This is a genomic window from Methylobacterium sp. CM6247 (assembly GCF_054817925.1).
Window position 1 is genome coordinate 1,311,544 of the sequence record NZ_JBTXKX010000003.1, and the last position, 19,690, is coordinate 1,331,233.

Here is a 19,690-nt window from a genome sequence, read left to right on the forward strand (position 1 = left end):
CTACTTCGCGCTCACCTCGACCGAACCGAAGGCGGTGCGGCCGAAGCGTTCGGGGCGGTACATGTCCTCGATGGTGGCGCCGGGATGGACATAGGTGCCGGGCGAGACCGCCCGCACGGTGTAGGCCACGGTGAAGAAGGCGGATTGCTCGGGGCTGCGCTCGTAGGCCGCCACGAAACGGTCGTCGCGGAACTCGGTGCTCACCGGCTGCACGTCCGACTTGGCGAAAGCGAGCCCCGCCAGGGCATCGGAATCGAGGAGCTTCGGATTGTCGATCTCGAGCCCGGCGGGCAGGCGGTCCACCAGCAGGAGGCGGCCGGCGCTGGCCTTGGCCTCGGCCACCTTGAGCACCACCACGAGGCGGTCGTTCTGGCGAACTCCTTGCGTGAGATCCACCACCGTGCCGTCGAGGCGATGATAGGTCCGCTCGATGGAGTAACCCCGTGATTCCGCCGGCTCCGGCGCGATGGGATTGCCCGACACGCTCACCACCGTCTGGGCGGCGCCCGTCCCGTCATTGGTGATGGTGACGGGCCTCGCGTCGAGGGCGGGGGCGCGGTAGAGCCGCGAGACCGGGCCCGATTGCCGCGTGCCGTCGACGCTGAAGCTCAACGCGTCCGCGTCCTTGGCGAGCCCCTCGGCGGCAAGCACCATCCAGGCATTCTCCTGGGTGCTGGTGAGGCGTCCGCTGGCCCGCTCCTGGGTGATGACCTGACCCAACGGCCGGATCGTCTCGCGGGCGAGGCCCGTCTCGGCGGCGAGAGCGAGAAGGCCGGCCCCGTCGCGCAGGCGCGAGCCGTAATCGGCGCGATAGGTCGAGGTGTCGCGCGCGGATCCGAGCGCGGTCACCGCCGACTCGAACGCCTTGGCCGCGCGGCCCCGGTCGCCGAGGAGGGCGAGAGCCGCCGCGATCTGGCCGCGTCCGAGGGGAGTCGTGAACTCACCGAGCTTGGTGTCGGCGAGGTAGCGCAGGTCGCCCATCACCGGCCGCCCGTTCCGGGCCAGCACATAGGCCGCGTAGGCGATGTCCATGCCGCCGTCGCGCACCTCCGTGGTGTTGGCCACCGTATTGCGCAGGCGGTCCAGGGCGTTGGCGAAGGCGGTCTGCGGCACTGCGAATCCGCGCTCTCGGGCGCGGGTCAAGAAGTCGGTGACGTAGGCGTTGAGCCAGACGTCGCTCGACCCCCCGACGCTCCACAGGCCGAAATCGCCCGAAGCGTCCTGGCGCGAGAGCACGCGGTCGATGGCCTCGCGCACCCGCTCGTCCACCTTGTCGTCGATGCCGAGCCTGTCGAGGGAGGCGAGCTTGTTGACGTAGAGGAGCGGCATCGCCCGGCTCACGGTCTGTTCCGAGCAGCCATAGGGATAGCGGTCCAGTGCCTGGAGCAGAGCGGGCACGTCGAGGGCGGCGAGCGAGGAGGCCGTCACCGAGACCGAGCCGGTGCCGGGGAGGATGTCGGTGAGAAGGTCGCCCGTCACCTGCAGGCTGGCGCCGGGTTCGAGGGAACTCACCGAGCGGCGGACCAGGGCTCCGGTACCGGGACCGATATTCAGCGAGAAGCTCTGGCCGACTGTGCCGGTGATGCCGGGACCGGAAAGGTTGACGTCGAGCCGCGACAGGCCGGGGCCGGCGGCGGTGATCGGGATCACCAGGGAACCCTTGGCGCCGGCCTCCAGCTTCATGGTGCTGTGGACCGCGCCGGCCGAGACCAGGACCGGGCCGGTGAGGTCGAGATCCACGGTATAATCGCCGGCCTGTCCCTCGACATTGTCGATGGCAATGAAGAAGCGCGAGCGGTCGCCGACATTGAGGAAGCGCGGCAGGGTGCCGGTGAGCACGACGGGATCTCGGATGATCACGTCGGCCTGCGCGGAGCCGACCTTCGCTCTGCTCCAGGCGGTCACCATCACCCGGCCGGTGCCGTTGAAGGCCGGCAGGGGAAAGTCGACGCTGGCCCGGCCATCGGGGCCGACGCGGACCACACCGGAATAGAGCGCCAGCGGCGCCTGGGTCGGCGGAGAATCAGATAGTTCCGCCGCGCCGCCGTCACCGCCCGAGCGGATCGCGCCGAGCGTGCCCTGCATGCCGTCGATTAGGTATCCGTAGAGGTCGCGGATCTCCGGTCCCAGCGCCTTCTGGCCGAAGAAATAGCCGAAGGGATTGGGCGATTCGTAGCGGGTGAGGTTGAGGATGCCGACATCGACCAGGGCCACGCTGATCCGTGCTTCCTCGCCGGAGGAGAGACCAGCGAGCTGGATCGGCAGGGTCAGGGTTTCGCGGGGCCGCGTGGTCGCAGGCGCCCCTACGGTCACGGCGAGGCTGCGCTTGTCGGTATCCACCGAGAACCAGGCGAGGCCCAGTGCCCGGCCCGGCAGGCGCTTGGCCGCCTGGTCGAGCGGACGGTAGGCGGTGGCGACGAGATAGGCGCCCGACCCCCATTCCGCCTTCACGGGAATATCCACGGTGGTCCCGCTGTCCGACACCGTGACGTCGAGGATGTCGTGGACCTTGTCGCTCACCACGGCGAGGGTGGCCGTGCCCCTGAAGCGCGGCTGGAGACGGGCCCTCAGGGTCTCACCGGCGGCATAGCTCGGCTTGTCGAGCTTCAGGTCGAGGAGATCGGGCACGTCCGCGGTCTCGGATCCGCCCCAGCCCACGGTGAAGGTGACGCTGACCGTGGCCTCGGGCCGGCCGGCGACCAGGGCTTCGAGGCGGTAGGTGCCGAAGCTGACCGTGGAACTGACCCGGCCCGGCGCGTCGGCGGCGAGGTCGAGCCGCCCGTCGGCGATGCGCCGCGTCGAGGTCACCGGCTCGAACGACCAGCGCCCGCCTTCGCGGTACCATTGGTAGTTCCGGTCGACCTTGGACAGGGTCCAGGCGACGCCGTTCTGTGGGATTTTCCGTCCGTCGGGGCTCGCCATGACCACGTCGAACGTGGCGACACCGCCTTCCGGGAGGTCGCCCGAAAAATTCTTGCGGATGGCGAGGACGGGGCCGGAAGGCAGGATCGGCAGGGTGACGCTTCGGCTCAGCGCCCGTCCGCCCGGCTCGCCGACCTGCAGCGTGATCTTCGCCTCGATGGGGCGCGGAGCGCTGAGTGCCTGGACCGGCACCGTCACGGTCGCCGATCCCTTGGCGTCCGTGGTGGCCTTGGCCTCGATCTCGGCCGAGGTCGCCTCCACCTTCTCGTCGTCGAGGCCGATGGAGAACCCGTCGAGCCCCTTGATCCCGCTCGTCGCGGCGGCCTGGACCAGGACCGTGCCCGACACGTCGAGGCCCGAGCCCGGCGCGCCGTAGAGATAGCGCGCGGCGACGTCGATGGTCGCAGGCTCGCCCTTCGTCAGGGTCGGGCTCTTCGGGGTGAGGGTGACCTCCAGGCGCTCGGGGACGTAATCCTCGACGAGGAACGTTGCCTCGCCGACAGGCGGCGCCTTCGCATCGGTATAGGCGGCGATCCGCCAGGTGCCGTGCATCGCGCCCGGCATCAGGGCGAGGGGCAGGGCACGGCCGCCGAGGCCGGCATCGGCGACCTGGACGCGGCGATACTCGACCCCGTCCGGACGCTTCACCACCAGGGTGAGGGGAAGGTTCGGCACGGCGATGCCGGCGGCGTCGCGCAGCAAGGCCGTAACTTGAACGGTCTCGCCGGAGCGATAGACACCGCGCTCGGGGAAGACATAGGCCTCCACCGCACCCGGCTGCGGACGGCCCTTCACGCCCCGGTCGGTGAGATCGAAGGCGCTCTGAGAGAAGTCGAGGAAGCCGTAATCGTCGCCGAGCTGGGCGACGACGAGGCCGGGCGCGATCCCGCCCTCGCCCCGCGCGAGGCCCGGATCGAAGGCGACGTGGCCCTGGCCGTCGGTCTTCTTCGTCGCCAGCACCTCGTTGTTGCGGGCCACGAGGCGGATTTCGGCGCCGGGAACCGTCTTCGCGCTGGCGAGCGAGCGGGCGAAGACGTGGATGCCGTCGCGGCCCTTGAAGGCGGTGAGGCCGAGATCCGAGACGACGAACCATTGCGTGGCCTGGGCCTCGTAGCCGCCATCCTCGTCCGTCGAGGCGGCGACGCCGCTGGCCTGGGCCAGCATGATGTAGATGCCGGGCTCCAGCTTGCCGACCGCCTGCAGCACCGGAAAGGCAGTGATGGCCTCGTGGTTCAGTTCGGCCTTGGCCGTGTCGAGGGTACCCTTCCAGACGCGCATGCCCTTCTGATCGGCGATGGTCTTCGCGGTCATGCCGCTGAGCTGACCGAGGAACTCCTCCGAGCGCAGGGACGGCAGCAGGCCACGGTCGCCGACGCGCAGCACCTCCACGTCGATCTTCGGCGCGTTGACCGAGACCAGCGGCACGCCGGCCTGTCCGGTGCGCGGCAGGACGTAGTTGCGCCCGGTGAAACGCACCTGGGGCGAACGGTCCCGCACGTAGACTTCGTAATCGGCCGATTTCAGCAGGGCCTCGCCCACGGAGGACGGGATGCCCGAGCGCAGCACGAAGGCGTAGCGCTCGCCATGCTTCAGCCCGTCGACGCAGATCTGCTGGCCATTGCCGGTGACGGCGGCGTTGGCGGCGCCCGAGACGGCGACGAAGGGTGTGAAATCGGTCTTCGGGGCCAGGCTCTCGGAGAACTGGAAGCAGACGCGCGGGGCGGCGGCGTCGGAATCAACCTTGTAGTCGAGGATGCGGAAGCCGTGCTCAGCGCGCAGACCCTCATAGGTCTCGCGCACCGTGGCATCGTCGGCGAGCGCGAGGCTGGCGCGGTAGGCCTCGAGCGAGGGCCGCCATTCGGATTCATCGGCATAGACCTCGCCCAGCGTCGCCAGGGCCTCGGCCTCGGCGGCGGCACCGCGCGCTTTCAGATAGGCCTGATAGGCGGCGGCCCGAGCCTGGCCGCGCAGGCGTCGGCGGAAGGAGTAGTCCCCGGTCTGGTCGTCATTGCCCACCGTGCTCGCGGCGCGGGCATAGGCGATCCAGTTCTGCGGGTCGCTGGCATCGGCGGCGACGGCCCCGGCGAGGAGCTTGAGGGCGTCGGACGCCTTCTCGGCCTCCACCAGAGCCTCACCTTCGGCCCGCAACTTGGCCGCCGGTCTAGCGGGGCCAGGGGCGGCCTCCGACCGCAACGTCGCCTCGAGACGGAATCCGTCGCTGGCCAGCGCGTCACGCTGAAAAGCCTTGGGTAATGGCGCTGGTTTCGGGGGTGCGATCCGCGCCACCGGACGGTCGGGCGCCTGGGCGAGAGCCGGCATCGCGACCAGACCGCCGAGCGCCAGAGTACCGGCGAGAACGCTTCTGGCAAAGACGGTTATGGAAAAATGGGCGGTCGCGCGCCCGAGCCTGGTTGATCCCGACATCGCCCACCTCGTCTTCGGCGGCATCCGATCCCCCCTCGGTGCCGCGCCGGACCCTAGCACCTCGCGCGCGCGCCGCAATGACGCGCTCGCTCTGACGATCGGCTGGAAATCCGGCGATCCCTCTGTCACACCTTCGCAAACGGCATCGGCAAAAGGCCATCTGGGAGCGTGGACCATGACGCAGCGCACGCGATTCGCAGGGGTTGCGGCGGCTCTGGCCCTCCTCGTCCTGCCGGTTCAGGCGCAAGGCCCCGCCCAGGCGCCTGCCCGTGCGGCACCGGCGGCCGACCCCGCTTTCGAGGCGGCGAAGGCGGCTTTCGAGCCCCTGCCGGAGCCGGACAGGAAGGGCCTGCAGGACGCCCTGGTCTGGACCGGCGACTACAACAGCGTCATCACCGGCACGTTTGGGCGACGCACCTACGACGCCTTGCTCTCCTACCAGAGGCGCGCCGGACACCCCGCACCCGGATTCCCCGACGCGGGGATGCGGGCGGCGATCCTCGCCGCGGGTGATGCCGCCCGGAAGGCGGCGCGCTTCACCGTGAAGCCCGATTCGGCGAGCGGCGTCGTGATCGGCGTGCCAGAGCGCCTGCTCGCCAAGCGCAGCCCTCAGGCCGGCGGAACCCGCTGGCAGAGCGGGGATGGCCGCGTCACCCTCGACACCAAATCCTTCGCCCCGGAGGAGACCAGTCTCGATGCCCTATTCGCCCGCATCACCGCGCCGGGCGCCGACCGCAAGGTCACCTACAAGATTAAGCGACCGGATTTTCTCGTGGTCACTGGCGAGACCGCGACCGGCAAATCCTACATCCGCTATGCCGCCGCCCCGGGGGGAGTTCGCGGCTTCACCATCGGCTACGACAAGGCCCTCGGGCCGGATCTGGACCGTCTGGTCATCGCCATCGCCAACAGCTTCGTTCCGTTCCCGGAGACGGCCGATGCGGCTCCTGCCCAGGTGGCGGCCAAGCCCGGTGGGACACTCGACAGGTCCACGCCGGCTCCGGCGGTGAAAGCCCTGCCGCCTCTGGTCCGCGCCGCTGTGACGACAGGCATCGGCCTCGTCGTCGCCCCGGGGCGTGTCCTGACAAGCTCCTCGATCCTGGAGACCTGTGCGGCACCACGGATCGCCGGCGCGACAGCACGCATCGTCAAGGTGGATTCAGGCCGCGATCTGGCACTTCTCGAAGGGACCGGCGCGAAGGGCCGCGTTGCCACCCTGGCTGCGAAAGGGAGCGCGTTGACGCCGGGCGATGCGCTCGTGGTCCTGGGGGCCGATGCGGGAGGGGGGATCGCCGTCTCGTCGGGCCAAGCCGCCGGGGATCGGCTCTCCGCGCCGCTACAGCCCGGATCGTCGGGGGCCATCGTGCTCGACCGGGACGGAGCCCTGGCGGGCCTTGTCGCCCGCTATCCGTCGTCGCCCCGTCTCGTCGCCGGTGTGGCGCCGCCAATGAGCTACCCGATGGTCGATGGCCTCGTGGCCTTCGCGTTCCTGGCCGAGAACGGCATCTCGCCGGGGGCGGCCAGCGGCGGATCGGGTTCCACCCTCGGCGCGGTCGCCTCCAGGGTGGCTGACTCGGTGGTCGGCCTCACCTGTCCATAAGGATCGCGTTGTCCCGGATGCATGACCTGCGGGGCGCCGGAACGCCCCGCAGATCCGGTCGTGCGGTCAGAGGCGTCCCGTGACCAGAAGCACGATCAGGATGATGATGAGGATACCGCCCAGACCGAAGCTCTGCCCGCGATAAGCGCCGCCACCGAGGAAGTTGCCGCCGCCGAGGACGGCGAGGATCAGAATGATGAGCAGGATGGTGGTCAGGGTCATGGGAAAGAAACTCCGGTCACGCCCAACCAACATTGCTTGAGCTTGACCGGTGCAACGTCCATCCGCCGATTCCGTTCAACGCGACCGCGTCACGATGATGCAGATTGATGACGGTGTTGCAGGAAAGTCGATTTCAGCCCCAGCCGCACGGTCGGACGGCCATGAGACGCACCCGTCGCCGTCCGGTATCAGGCCCGCCAGTCGGGGAGATCGCCCGCCGTTTCCGTGAGCCAGGCCGGCACCGGTAACCCGCGCTCGGTGAGGAAAGCCGGGTTGAACAGTTTAGATGCGTAGCGCGCCGCCCCGTCGCAGAGAATGGTCGCGATGGTGTGGCCGGGGCCGAGAACCCGCGCGAGCCGGATCGCGCCGGCGACGTTGATCCCCGATGAGCCGCCCAGGCTGAGCCCTTCCTCGCGCATCAGCCCGAACACGATGTCCAGGGCCTCCGTGTCGGAGATGCGGAAGGAATGGTCCGGCCGGAACCCTTCGAGATTGGCGGTCACCCGGCCCTGGCCGATCCCTTCGGTGATCGATGAGCCTTCGGCCTTCAGCGTGCCGGTGGTGTAATAGGCATGTAGCGCCGATCCCTCTGGATCGGCGAGCGCGACGGTGATTCCGGGCTTAAGCGCCCGCAAGGCCTGGGCGGTGCCGGCGAGGGTGCCCCCCGTTCCGGCGGCGCAGACGAAACCGTCGATCCGCCCCTCCGTCGCGGCGAAGAGCTCGGGGCCGGTCGTCTCCACATGCGCCTGGCGGTTGGCGACGTTATCGAACTGGTTGGCGAAGAAGGCGCCGGCCGGTTCGGTGGCAGCGAGGCGCTCGGCGAGCCGGCGCGCCACATGCACGTAATTGTCCGGGTTGGAGAACGGCACGGCCGGGACCTCGACGAGGCGGGCGCCGGCGAGGCGCAGCGTCTCCTTCTTCTCGGCCGATTGCGTCTCCGGGATGACGATGACCGTGCGGTAGCCGCGGACCGAGGCGACGAGGGCGAGCCCGATGCCGGTATTACCCGCCGTCCCCTCGACGATGGTGCCGCCCGGCCGGATCGACCCGCGCCGCTCCGCATCCGCGACGATGGACAGGGCCGCCCGGTCCTTCACCGACAGTCCGGGATTGAGGAACTCGGCCTTGCCGAGGATGGTGCAGCCGGTGAGGTCCGACGCCCTGCGCAGGTGGATCAGCGGCGTTCCGCCGATGGCGGCGAGGACGTCGCCGGAGAGGGAAGGGGTGCGCGTGGTCATGACGGGTCGGGCGTCTCCTGCGATGTGAGGAGCAACGAGCATGACCGACACGGCGTCCCGCGACCACCCACGATCACGCGGATCGCAGAAAGGTACGCCTATCGGTCGAGAAGGGGTTGCCAAGCTGAAAAGGAGATTCTAGACACCCCCACCGACGGCGGAGCGCACAACTCTCCCCCGGTCAGGTCGGCGCCCGTAGCTCAGCTGGATAGAGCACCAGACTACGAATCTGGGGGTCAGAGGTTCGAATCCTTTCGGGCGCGCCACTCATCTTGTTGTTAGACATGAACTTTTCCCTTCGGGGGTTTGGGATCTTGAGCCCTGGTTTGCAGTCGGTTTGCAAACTCCGTTCGTGGTGAGTTCTCCCAATTGAAGATCGCTTGGTCTGCGAGTGCTCTCGTGCGCGCGAGATAGCGATCGAGGATCACAGTCACCGTCTTGAGCGAATGACCCGTGATGGTGGCGATCTGCTGAGGATTGCAGCCCGCCTCGGAGAGCATGGTCACGGCCGTCCCACGGAGATCGTGGAAGTGAAGGTTGACCGGTTTTTCCAAGCCGGGGAGGGATACCTGTCCAATCCCAGCCTCGAGCATCGCCCGGTCCCAGAGTTCGGCGAAATATCGCTTCTGCAGGGCCCTTCCGGTCTTAGTGGTCAGCACCAGGGGTGAGACGCGATCCATGCCGTCCAGCATGCGCCGCAATGCCGACGTGCAGGGGATCGTCACCAGAGGCGCAGTCTTACCGCCCCGCGCGCTTTTGCCTTGCCGAAGAGTGATCGCGGTACCGTCATAGGCAGACCAGGGTAGCCGCAGCAGATCACCCTGACGTTGACCCGTGTGCAGGGCGATGATCAGCGCTCGCTGCATTTCCAAGGGCGCCACGCTCATGAAGGCCGCGACGTGTTCCGGCAGCCAAATGATCTCCGATCGATCAGAGTGATAAAGGCGACGAAACCCCTTGATGTGGTTGGTATCAAGCCGGCCATTCTCGACGGCCCAGGTGAGCATCGCTGAGATGACCGACAGGCGGTTGTCGCCTTCCCGCTCGCCTGACGACCTAACGACCGTTGCGCGCCAATCTAGGAAATCCCGGCGGACCTTCGGGTCCGACAGAACCTCGCGAGGCATGTCGCCGAACTCGGGCTCGGCCTTCGTGAGCATGCGCTTGTACTCGCGCTGTGTGCTCGCAGAGAGCTTATCCATGAATTCCGGTGAAGCTGTGTACTCCCGGATGAGGCCGTTGAAAGTATCGCCGGAATGCCGCGCTTTGAGCGTCCGCTCGGCATCGGCACAGCTCATCATGAACTCACGTGAGCCTGGATCACCCGTGAGACGCATACCGGTAGCTCGATGGTACCAGTACGCCCGTCGTGTGCCGTCTTTGAGCCTCTTGTAGGTGCAGAAGACACCCGGATACTCAGCGCGAACCACGGCGAGATCTCCAGCTTTCGAGGGGGCTCTGGTCAGCAATGACGTTCTCGCCAGAGTAGAGCACGATCTTACCGCCTTCGATCTCGACGCGACCGACCTTCAGGCCGGCGGCCTGAGCACCCTTCACGGCGCGGGAGATGGCAGCTTGGGTGATGGTGGGGCGGCGGGCCATGGTTAGGGGCGTCCTCCAAGAAGATGCGAAGCCATCCGGTCATAGATCCAGTTCAGGCAGACGAAGGTGCCAGAGGTTTGTCTGCCACTTGGCAGTTTTGGAAACAGAATGTTGGACAGCGAAGAGGACCCGGAAGTAGCCCCGAGGTCGACGCGCATGATTACGCCGTGGTCATGGCCCGGATAAACGGCCAGCAGAGTCAGACCGTCGTCAAAGAGACCATTATCCTGTCGAGGCCCACCATCGAGAACTTCGCTGAATCCATCAACGAAACTAAGCGCTGCTCGAAACGCTCTCGAAGGCTCAACGTCGTTGCGGACAAGTTCTACGGCCGTGCCAACCTGAAGGGCCCGTCGGAAGGTGGCTAAATGCGCTCTCCCAGCGATGTCCGACGGGTTGTCACCGATGGCCATGTCCAGGCGCCAGTGCTTCCTCTGAAGCCAGGAGCGCAGGGTTCCAACTTGGACGCCCGCTGCTTCAGCAACTTGGGAAAGAGTGAACCGGTTATCGTCGAGCATGATAGCACCTAAAGCGACCGCTTGAGCTGTTCTAGCTGAAGCGATCGCTTTAGGTCAAGCGCCTATGTATAGATTTTTCTCAGCCAATCTCATGATCTTTGTCTCCACCTCTCGCCCAAACGATCTGGCACGGCCCACCGATAGGAGCCGCTAGCGACGACTCGCCATCGGCGTCCGGTTCGCGATCGGCATCACCGTCGGCCTCATCGAGAAGCGCCACGATGCGGTCGACGATGTCGAGGGCGAGCTCGGCTAGGCGCTCGAATTCCTCGCGTGGGATGGTCGTGGCCTGGATGCGGCGAGAGGCCGGGAAGCGAACGACGTTGGTCATGTCAGGCCACCTCGGGCGCGAGGACAGCGAGTTGGTCGCAATTCTCTGACAGATAGCGACTCGCTCCGAAGCGCACGCGGTCCAGGCTAAACATCGTGCAGAGGGCAGCTGCGACTGAGAACAGGCATCGTTCTGCTTGTTCGCCGGCTGCCGAGCAGATGGCATGGTTCGAGCCATTGGACGCCAAATCAACAGCTGACGCAGCTACAGCAAGCTGCGCTAACATGCCGGCCGGGGACGTGGCCCGCGCGAAGCTGATGGCAGTCTCAAGATCGTCGATCTTCCGGAAATAGTAGTCCTCCATTGGCTGGAGAATTGTGCGGTTCTCCGGTGTGGTTTCCTCGTCCAGTTTGTCCCGAAGGTCCCATACCTTCGCCAGCATTTCGCCGAGCCGGCCGGCGGCACAGATCTCCTGTCGAGGTGCGTTTCCGGGCGAGGCTTCCATGATGGAAGCGGCCGATTGCCTCGATGCCTTTGCGCGCTGGCGCAGGTTTGGCCTCTGGTCGTCGGAGGCGTTCTTTCGAGCGGTGCTCATGCCATCCTCCACTCAAGCCATATGCACGAAGCCGTAGGCGAGCACGCCCCCGGCGATGATGAGGACGGCCGAGACGAGGTCGCCAGCCATATCGAGGAAGCGTGGGGCGCGGACGTGGTCCGTGTCCGGCCGATCGGCGCGGATGACGGGCCAGTGCTCCCTGGCGTCAGGGCCATGCTCGTCGGTCTCTAGGATGGGTGCCCGGCGGGCGTAGAGACCATCAGTCGGGCGGCGTTTCAGATGCAGAGGGGCGAGCGAAGGCGTTGCCATAACCGGTGTGCTCCGGGGCTGAAGGATATCAGGATGTGCGTGGGGCTGCGCTCTCGCGCAGGCATCGGGCCTCCGCCGCGTTGCTCTTCAGCACCGAACCTGATAATTTAGATATCAGGTCAGAACGATCCGAAGTCAATATCAAAAATATCAGGTTGGCATGGCATCGATCAGACAGGTCAAAGCAGCCCGCGCGCTCCTAGGCTGGTCGCAGGGCGATTTGGCTGAGCGTTCAGGCGTCTCGAAGCCTACCGTGGCCCGGCTCGAAACTGGTGAGGGCGATCTGGGCGGCTACGCTGACACACGGGACAAAATCCTCTCCGCCCTTGAAGCCGCTGGCGTCATCTTCATCGAGCAGAACGGTGAGGGGCCTGGGGTGAGGCTGCGGAAAGCCAGGGCCAATTCCGATTGATTTGCCGCCGAGGCGCCGCCCACGGTCCACTTACACCAATCTTATGGGCGTACTCCTAAATTTCCGGGTCTTGGAGCTGCGCTTCCTTTCGCTGAAGGCGAACATGTGGCTAAAGGATCTGAAAAACTGGCGACAGAGTAAGTGGCACCTGGGAGGTCGTTCGCAAAATCGGCGGGCACCTTGCCTACTGAGTCACCCTTATAAATGACCTTGGCTTCTACAAGGCGTTCAAGAGCGCCGTCGCTGAGGCGGGTAATCAGCCGTTCTCGGTGAGCGACTGCCAAGCCATTGATTGCTGCCAAAGCCGTAGGTGCGATTTTTTGGAGCTAAGTAGGTCTACGTGGGCAGGGGTTCATGTAAGATGCTGTGGCAAGCATCAAACAAATGCTTGCCAACCGAAGTTAGCTCGTTTGAAGGAAAAACTGTTATAAACTGCGTGGACACTGCCCCCAGTGATTCGGCGGACGTTAGAATTGATACTTCATTTGAAGAAGGGATTTCTCATGAGCAAAACCCTGTATGTCAAAATCGATTTTGTGAAATTGCATCAAAAAGCTCCATCTGATTATTCAAGCAAGCCAGGCTTATTTATAGAAGGACAGAAAATTATCAATAAATACTCTCTTGAGGTTGGATTTGGAGATCCCGGGGAAGATAGACTTAACGATACATTTGATTTTTCTGAGTTTAGCATCGGCGGTGTTACCTTTACGCGGCCTGATGATCCGTATGGTAGTGGCACATACCAGACGGAAAGTGGGCCAGGGACGACCACGAATAGTATTTATAAATTGTGGTGGTCAGTTTCTGTTTCAGACGACTATGTCATCCCTTCTGAATACGAGAACGTTAATCTAGGCCACGGTTGGTCAGGGGACGGAATTGGTCGGAAAGCTTTACTTGAGGGCATGTTTTGGAACGGGTCGACGATTACCTATGCGGATATTAGCGTTTCGGCAGGCGATATCCGTGATTTCCTGAAAGGTGACATTTCGAAAGCATATGATCAGGTTGGCAAATGGGCAGCAGATAAGATTGGGTTATCCGACGCATATGAAGCGGCCAAGCGCGTCGAAATGGTCCGTGATGCACTTATAAAAGTTCAAGAAGATGGATTCGCCACTATAGATACAATTATGACCTGGAATATGAATAGCGAAGAAATCAACGCCCTTCTAGAAAATTTTATGTCTGGATCACAAGCTGAATTTGATGAGGCTGCTCGAAATTTGCTTGGCGGCGGAGTTCCCAGGGAGGTTGTGGAAATTATTAGTGGCACTTCCATCTCGCAGAGATATTCAGTTAATCAAGACGGTACATATAAAGAATCGGCGATTGAAATATGGAGTGCGGGTCCAGGATCATACTTAGGCTATTACGGGTCGGGATTTATGACGGGACAAAGCAATCTACCGTTTGATATTGTATTAGATGGCGCCGGAAATTCTACTATAATGACTCGTAACCCAGAAACATTTGCGAATGTCAGGGATATTATTGCGGGTGGCGGCGGCGACGACCAAATCATTTCGGGAAGCGGGGGGGATATTGTCAACGGTGGGACGGGGAACGATAATATAGATGGGAGTGATGGCGACGATATTATGTATGGCGGGGAGGGGGACGATAGTCTTCGTGGAAATTCAGGAGATGACACTATTTATGGTGGTGGCGGGGATGATTTGATCTTTACAGAAATTGGCGCCGATATAGTTTATGGTGGAACAGGAAATGACTTTTTTATTATCCAAGAATCGTCAATGAGAGTTTACGAATATGCTAATGAAGGGGTTGATACCGTTGAATCGACGGTTAGTTTCGATGCCTCTGATCAGGATATTGAGAAAATTGTTTTGCTTGGCACGGAAAATCTTTCCGTAGTAGGTAATTCTCTCAACAACAGGCTAACTGGCAATGGCGGGGATAATATTATTTCAGGAATGGGTGGCGCAGATGTAATGTATGGCGGCGCTGGAGATGACTTCTTTGTTGTTACTGAAGTGGGGGATATCGTAAAGGAATTTGCAAACCAGGGATTAGACAAAGTTTATGCGCATTTGAGTTATGCATTGACTTTAAATGTCGAGGACATGGTGATGAATTCCGGCGGAGGAGGCTGGTCTGCTACAGGAAATACACTTAACAACACAATAACTGCCACGCGGGGCAATAACATTATTGACGGTAAGCAAGGTCTAGATACGCTGATTGGGCTTTCTGGAAACGATATTTACATCGTCGATAACGCTGGCGATAAAGTTATTGAATTAAATGGCGAAGGGAACGATACGATTAAAACTTCGACGAGTTATGCATTGAATGAAGGTATTTCAATCGAAAATATTAGGACTGCAAGTGAAAGCGCGAATATTAATATAAACCTTTCAGGGAATGAGATCTCCAACAAGATTACTGGGAATGCAGGAAAAAATATATTAAACGGCGGCGAAGGTGGTGATTTTCTGTCTGGTAAGGCTGGCGACGATACATACATAATTTCAGAGATGGGCGATAAAGTTTTCGAGACAACTGGGCAGGGTAGCGACACGGTTCAGGCGATGAGGAGCTACACACTCGCAGCCGGCCAATCCATTGAGACATTGAGGACTACGGCTGAGGCTGGGACAGCCGCCATCAACCTCACCGGCAACGAGCTCGCGAATAAGCTGGTAGGCAACGCCGGCGCCAACATACTAACCGGCGGTGGTACTGCGGATTCTCTCTACGGCCGGGGCGGGGCTGACACGTTCCTATTTAAGGCTCTGGCCGACAGCGCTTCGGCTGCCTCCGGTCGCGACACGATCCAGGATTTCGTTCGCAGTCAGGGCGACCGGATCGACCTCCACCTGATCGATGCGGTAGCCGGAGGTGTCGTCAATCAGGCCTTCAAGTTCATTGGAGCTGCTGGCTTCCACGATAAGGCTGGAGAACTTCGGTCCGTATCCTCCGGCAGCAACACGCTTGTTAGCGGGGACGTGGACGGCAATGGCGTGGCAGATTTCTCCATCCTGCTAAAGGGCGCTCTCACGCTTCAGGCTGGCGATTTCATCCTCTGAGGAAGTCCGTTGATGCAGCCCCTACGATCGCGTGGGGCTGCACCATCGTCCGCGGGCAGGAGCACGGCATCGTATGAAGGTGGCTTGACGTATCGTCCGCGCTACGCCTGCCGCTGCAGGAGAGTTCCTATAACTGACAGCAAAGATGGTTCTCAGGATCGTAAGGACACCAGGGCTGCTAAAGCCGCCGAACGTGCCAATACGGCAGGCCAGGTCTGGGTAGAGGTCAAAGGCCGAGTGTCGGAAATGCGTTGTAAGATCGTCGCCGAATCACCGGAGCTGAGCAGATGGCAAAAGATAGCGGCCCAAAAGGTGGTGGTGGGAATTCGCCTCCACCCCATCAGCCGAGTAAGCCTGCTGGAAGTGGAACATCTCCACCTGGAAAACCGCCGCCTCCGCCGCCGGATCGCTTGGGCATCAAGGGCGACACAATTATTCCCAAGAAGCGCTAAGCCAGCTTCACTGCGTGTTTATGCCGAATGTTATTAGCCCCACGATTATAGTAACAGCGGGGGTCAGAGCCCCGCATAGTTTCGCTGATTTTATAAAATGCGCAGATTTTACGTTCAGCTTAAAATTGACTTCCAGTGCGACGGCTAGCTGGTTCAGATATGCATTTCTGACGCCACCCTCCTCTATACCGGGATGAGAAGCCCACTGCCAAAAACTTGGCTCGCGCCCAGGAAAGCCAACCTCAGCCGCCCAGGCTGCGCGGAAGCAATATGACGTTCCGATAGTCAAGGGCACTACGGCGGCAAGAAGCCCAGCTCCGAGGGCTATTTTCCAGACATCTTCGCTGAAGATTGTGGCAAGGGAGCCCGAGGCGGCAGCAATCCCTACCGTGACGTACAGGCGCAAAAGTCCCATGGCCTGCTGATCCTGAAACAGGATTAGATCCAGCAGCGCCTTCTGACGTACTCGAACGTCATCCAATGCGAGCTTCGTGAGATCGGCTTCGGTCATCATGGCTGCCTCGCATCCCATAGTAGCATCATTGGTACAGATGAGGCGTTACGCCAGCCCTGACGTGCTGCTCTGCCTGAAGGGCCGGAATGGCATGCCTGCAGTCGTGGGCGCCCATGGCGTCCCATAGCAGCCTCCCTTCTCGCAAGATCGGGCTGCTAATCGCGAAAGTCGCCGCTGCGCTCGTTGCTGTGTTGACGCCGATGGATAGGAGGCCAAGCAATTCAGGGGCATAGAATTGGCCCGCCGCGATGGCGGCTACCGACAAGGCGATCAACAGCACGTTCTTGAACACGTCGCCTTGCGGGATGGCGCGAATGAGGACGTGCATCCCAGCTTTGGCTCGGACGCGGTGCCAATTTTCGGCCTCCACGACATGTCCGTTGATGTAGATGCGCAGATAGTCGGCGCCGAGCTGGCGAGCGAGCGGGAGAGCCTCGGCCGCCATCTCGGCGAGCGTCTGGCCAGGTAGAACCGTGAGTTCTACGCGATCCCTGGTCGGGTCGAGGACGTGCGGCAGGGCGAGAACCTGGATCGTGTTCGGCGCGCTCTCAAGCTGCATCGGCGTGCACCCCCACGATCGGCTCGTCCCAACGGTGAACGATGCGGGTCGAGATGCCGTCTCGCGTCACGCTGGTGAGCTGGACGAATCCGCCAATGATGGCTTCCGGGTGTCGGCGCTGCATCTCGATCGCCATAACACCCCAACGGGCCGGGTCGAGTTCGTCGCCCGACGTGACATCGCCGTAAGCCTCCTGAAACTCGGCTCGGATCTCCGGAGTGCTCGGCCACAGCGTGCAATCGCCGTGGGTAAGCGCGACCCATGGTTCGGCGATCCGCTCACAGGTAGTGACGCTGAAGGCGTCGGGTCCGGTCGTCTCGGAGATGCCGGCCACCACGAGGAGTACCTCGGGCGTCCCTTCGCCGATGAAGACGTGGGATGCCTCCACGACGGCCGTATGAAGCAGGGTCGGTGCCCACTGCTTCAGCTCGTCGTAGGTGGTCACCGAGAGAAGCAGGTTCGACAGGATCAATGGCGACCACATCAGGCTGCCGCTCGTTGCGATCACGGCGTTGAGGTGCGGGACTGGGAAAGCCTTGCAGGTACTGGCAGCGTAGCGCGAGCCGTCCCGGCACGTGGCGCCGTCGGTCAGCATGTGAACCGAATCGCTCTGCTTGATGACGTTGATGGCTGTCATGGATCGCCTCGCGGATGATGTGGACGGAATTGCCGGCCGCGCCCCCTAAGCGAAAGGGCCGCCGGCTGTCGGGGTTGTCTCGGACACTCGCCGACTTGTCCGCCGCCGGACTGACCCGCACGAACGGGTCCGGCAGTCGCGTTACGCGGGGCGCTGGCGCCGTCCGCGTGATTTCTGAGCCTCCGGCTCCGGTTCTGCCGGGGCGGGCTCTAGCGCGACATCCTCGAAGGTTACGAGGCCATTGCCTCGCAACTCCAAGGCGCGTGAGCGCGAGACGGGATAGGCGTCGTGGTGCGGTTCCTTGAGGTCCGAGCCTTCGAGGTAGGTTCGCACCGGCTGGACGGTAACTTCATCGGCCATGACCGCCCCCTTACGCCAGCGAGGCGGTGAGGCTGCCGGTGACGAAGGACGCCGGACGCTTCACGGTGAAGGCCAGTCTTTCTTCCGCCCTCAGGGTGATGAGGTTGCGGCGGAAGTTGTCGCCATCCTCCGACGAGGCCAGCACTTCGACGCCCATCCGGTCGAAAATCTGTGCCTGCGTCTTGAAGGGGCCAACGAGGAAGGTGCCCTTCGGCATCCGGTTCGTGGTCGCCACCGGCGTCTGCCAGATCCGCTGGAGGACCGACGCTTCGAACGGCGAGTTGCCGATGTAGCGGCCCTGAGTATCCTTCATGGCCTGAAGCATCCGCCAATCGACGGCGTTCAGGACCATGCCGTCCACTTTCCAGTTCAACGCCTCGACCTGCGCAATGGCCTGGATCAGAACGTCGAGGGGCGAGCCCATCGCATTCGTCCACTGCTTCACGAAGGCACTGGCCTGCGGGACGAGGCCGAAAAGGTTCTGGCCCGTGCCGTCGCCGAACAGGAGCTGCGCGTCCTCGACGTCAGCGAGGCCGGCACGCGCCTCCGCGTCAATGGTGGCGGCGAGGGCCGGAGCATCGTCGAGGATCTGACGAGTGGCGAGGAAGTAGTGCGCGAGCGTGCGAACCGGCGCCGTGACCTCCTCGAATGCCAGGTCGGATTGCGGCTTCAGCGCGCCTTCCGCGACCATGGCCGCGCCGACGGTGCGGCTGGTCATCCGGGGATAGCTGACGGAGTTCGAATTCGTCGTGCCAGGCGCCACGAGGTCGCGAACCGTGAACTGATTCCACGGGAGCAACGAGATATCGTTGACTCGCTGGTCCCGTTGAACGAGGGAGCCGCCAGAGGCCGTCACGCTGGTGATGTTCTTGTGCTCGATCTCAGTCGAGGCGACTTCTGCACGGAACCGCTGGCCCTGTCGGTCGCGATGGCCCTCGGCGCTCTTGTACTCGTCGCTCTCGACAAAACGCTGGCCCCAGGACTTCGGAGCGGCAAGGCCACCGCCTCCGCCGCGGCGTGCTGCCTTCTGTTCGGCATCCGCAATGCGGGCGTCCATGTCGCGGAGGCTTTCCTTCACCTCACCGATCTGAGTCTCAGTCTTGCCCAGGCGCTCGTCAGCCTTGGTAAAGAGGCCCTTGGTCTCGGTGTGGTTGGCGTCGAGCCGCTGCATCACCGCCGCGCCCAGGTTCTCCGGGTTATCGAAGGCGATGCGGAAACGGCCGATGGTGTTGGCGGCGAGGAAGGCGGCGGAACCGCCGGCCAGGGTCTTATGACGGTTCATCGGTTCAAACCTTTCAGGTCGAGGAGATTGCGGTCGAGCGCCTTCACGAGGTCGCGCAACATCGGATCGAAGGAGGGTTCGACTTCGCCGGAGAGTGCGGCCCAGCCGCCGGCCACGATCTGCCGGGCTGCTGCCTTGGACAGGCCGCTCTTGCGGAGCAGGCTTTCGAGGTCGCCACGGTCGGCGAGCTTCACGGCCTCGACGCGGGCGAGCGCGTTGGACGGCTCGTCGACGATCGAGACCTCATGGAGGTGGACGGACTTCAGGAGACGACGGGGTTCGCGCGCTGATTTGCCGAAGGTCGCCCCGTTTGGAGCGATCCGGTAGCCGATGGAGAGGCCGGAGATCGCTCCATCCTTCACGCGCTCGAAGTAGTGCCGGCCTTTGTCGGTATTCATGCCGGAGATGCGGCCGCGGACATGCAAGCCCTTGGTGTCCTCCGCCATGGTCTTCCAGACGCCCACCGCACGCTCGCCACCCATTTCCGGGATGCCGTGGTTGAAGTGCATCGGGACGGGTGGAAGCCCCTTGTGGGCGCGATCCTCCAGAGTCTGCCGGAAGGCGCCGGCCGCCACGGCATCGCCATGACTATCGACGTTGCCGAAGAACGAGCCGTAGCCTTCGAACTCGCCGAGGTCGGCGTCGGTCGCGAACTTGATTTCGAGCGGGGCTGATAGGGTTTCGAGGTCCATCGATCACCTTCGTGGATCAAAGCGACGGACACAGCAGACAGACCGCCGGAAGCGGTGTCGGTAG

Annotated in this window: 18 protein-coding genes and 1 tRNA gene; 4 read left to right on the forward strand and 15 right to left on the reverse strand. The window is 63.1% G+C overall.

Translation table 11 applies throughout. The features are described 5' to 3' along the window. The gene (locus ACYQOP_RS07045) at positions 1–5,241 is read right to left on the reverse strand and encodes an alpha-2-macroglobulin family protein (RefSeq protein ID WP_461225231.1); all 5,241 of its coding nucleotides are present in this window, start codon (positions 5,239–5,241) and stop codon (positions 1–3) included. Positions 5,242–5,521: 280 nt separating this feature from the next. Between ACYQOP_RS07045 and ACYQOP_RS07050 the strand changes: the two genes are divergently transcribed. After that, complete coding sequence (locus tag ACYQOP_RS07050) at positions 5,522–6,946, forward strand: serine protease (protein WP_461221843.1); 1,425 nt, start codon at positions 5,522–5,524, stop codon at positions 6,944–6,946. A 66-nt stretch (positions 6,947–7,012) separates the two neighbouring features. Here ACYQOP_RS07050 and ACYQOP_RS07055 read toward each other — a convergent pair whose 3' ends face one another. Further along, on the reverse strand, positions 7,013–7,168 hold the full coding sequence (locus tag ACYQOP_RS07055; protein ID WP_018046049.1) for a hypothetical protein: 156 nt from the start codon (positions 7,166–7,168) through the stop codon (positions 7,013–7,015). A gap of 188 nt (positions 7,169–7,356) precedes the next feature. After that, the gene (locus ACYQOP_RS07060; protein ID WP_207411073.1) at positions 7,357–8,406 is read right to left on the reverse strand and encodes a cysteine synthase A; all 1,050 of its coding nucleotides are present in this window, start codon (positions 8,404–8,406) and stop codon (positions 7,357–7,359) included. A gap of 189 nt (positions 8,407–8,595) precedes the next feature. On the opposite strand from ACYQOP_RS07060, the gene ACYQOP_RS07065 reads away from it, so the two are divergent. Beyond that, a tRNA-Arg gene (locus ACYQOP_RS07065) sits at positions 8,596–8,672 on the forward strand. Positions 8,673–8,684: 12 nt separating this feature from the next. Here ACYQOP_RS07065 and ACYQOP_RS07070 read toward each other — a convergent pair. From ACYQOP_RS07070 to ACYQOP_RS07095, 6 genes are all read right to left on the reverse strand, one after another. Then, positions 8,685–9,743 carry a tyrosine-type recombinase/integrase gene (locus ACYQOP_RS07070; RefSeq protein ID WP_461221845.1) on the reverse strand — a complete coding sequence of 353 codons (1,059 nt, stop codon included), beginning with the start codon at positions 9,741–9,743 and terminating at the stop codon, positions 8,685–8,687. Between the two features lie 79 nt (positions 9,744–9,822). Continuing rightward, entirely contained in the window at positions 9,823–10,008 is a 186-nt protein-coding gene (locus ACYQOP_RS07075; protein WP_461221846.1) for a hypothetical protein, read from the reverse strand. 2 nt (positions 10,009–10,010) lie between these two features. After that, entirely contained in the window at positions 10,011–10,526 is a 516-nt protein-coding gene (locus ACYQOP_RS07080) for a hypothetical protein (RefSeq protein WP_461221847.1), read from the reverse strand. Positions 10,527–10,605: 79 nt separating this feature from the next. Then, positions 10,606–10,857, reverse strand: coding sequence for a hypothetical protein (locus ACYQOP_RS07085; RefSeq protein WP_461221848.1), 252 nt, complete (start codon positions 10,855–10,857; stop codon positions 10,606–10,608). Between the two features lies 1 nt (position 10,858). Continuing rightward, positions 10,859–11,392, reverse strand: coding sequence for a hypothetical protein (locus ACYQOP_RS07090; protein ID WP_461221850.1), 534 nt, complete (start codon positions 11,390–11,392; stop codon positions 10,859–10,861). A gap of 12 nt (positions 11,393–11,404) precedes the next feature. Further along, positions 11,405–11,662, reverse strand: a complete 258-nt coding sequence (locus ACYQOP_RS07095) for a hypothetical protein (RefSeq protein ID WP_461221851.1) — start codon at positions 11,660–11,662, stop codon at positions 11,405–11,407. 160 nt (positions 11,663–11,822) lie between these two features. Here ACYQOP_RS07095 and ACYQOP_RS07100 point away from each other — a divergent pair, with 160 nt between their 5' ends. Continuing rightward, positions 11,823–12,074 carry a helix-turn-helix domain-containing protein gene (locus tag ACYQOP_RS07100; RefSeq protein ID WP_461221852.1) on the forward strand — a complete coding sequence of 84 codons (252 nt, stop codon included), beginning with the start codon at positions 11,823–11,825 and terminating at the stop codon, positions 12,072–12,074. Between the two features lie 503 nt (positions 12,075–12,577). Next, positions 12,578–15,130: a hypothetical protein gene (locus ACYQOP_RS07105; protein ID WP_461221853.1), complete on the forward strand. Its 2,553-nt coding sequence runs from the start codon at positions 12,578–12,580 to the stop codon at positions 15,128–15,130. A gap of 459 nt (positions 15,131–15,589) precedes the next feature. On the opposite strand, the gene ACYQOP_RS07110 is transcribed toward ACYQOP_RS07105, so the two are convergent. From ACYQOP_RS07110 to ACYQOP_RS07135, 6 genes are all read right to left on the reverse strand, one after another. Next, a complete protein-coding gene (locus ACYQOP_RS07110; RefSeq protein ID WP_461221854.1) occupies positions 15,590–16,096 on the reverse strand; it encodes a hypothetical protein in 507 nt (168 codons plus the stop codon). Between the two features lie 25 nt (positions 16,097–16,121). Then, positions 16,122–16,655, reverse strand: coding sequence for a tail assembly protein (locus ACYQOP_RS07115; RefSeq protein WP_461221855.1), 534 nt, complete (start codon positions 16,653–16,655; stop codon positions 16,122–16,124). After that, positions 16,645–17,292, reverse strand: coding sequence for a hypothetical protein (locus ACYQOP_RS07120; protein ID WP_461221856.1), 648 nt, complete (start codon positions 17,290–17,292; stop codon positions 16,645–16,647). The genes ACYQOP_RS07115 and ACYQOP_RS07120 overlap by 11 nt, the downstream gene beginning before the upstream one ends. A 141-nt stretch (positions 17,293–17,433) precedes the next feature. Continuing rightward, on the reverse strand, positions 17,434–17,652 hold the full coding sequence (locus tag ACYQOP_RS07125; protein ID WP_461221857.1) for a hypothetical protein: 219 nt from the start codon (positions 17,650–17,652) through the stop codon (positions 17,434–17,436). Positions 17,653–17,662: 10 nt separating this feature from the next. Next, positions 17,663–18,934 carry a phage major capsid protein gene (locus ACYQOP_RS07130; protein ID WP_461221858.1) on the reverse strand — a complete coding sequence of 424 codons (1,272 nt, stop codon included), beginning with the start codon at positions 18,932–18,934 and terminating at the stop codon, positions 17,663–17,665. Beyond that, positions 18,931–19,626 carry an HK97 family phage prohead protease gene (locus ACYQOP_RS07135; RefSeq protein ID WP_461221859.1) on the reverse strand — a complete coding sequence of 232 codons (696 nt, stop codon included), beginning with the start codon at positions 19,624–19,626 and terminating at the stop codon, positions 18,931–18,933. Before ACYQOP_RS07135 ends, ACYQOP_RS07130 begins: the two co-directional genes overlap by 4 nt. Positions 19,627–19,690 lie beyond the last annotated feature (64 nt).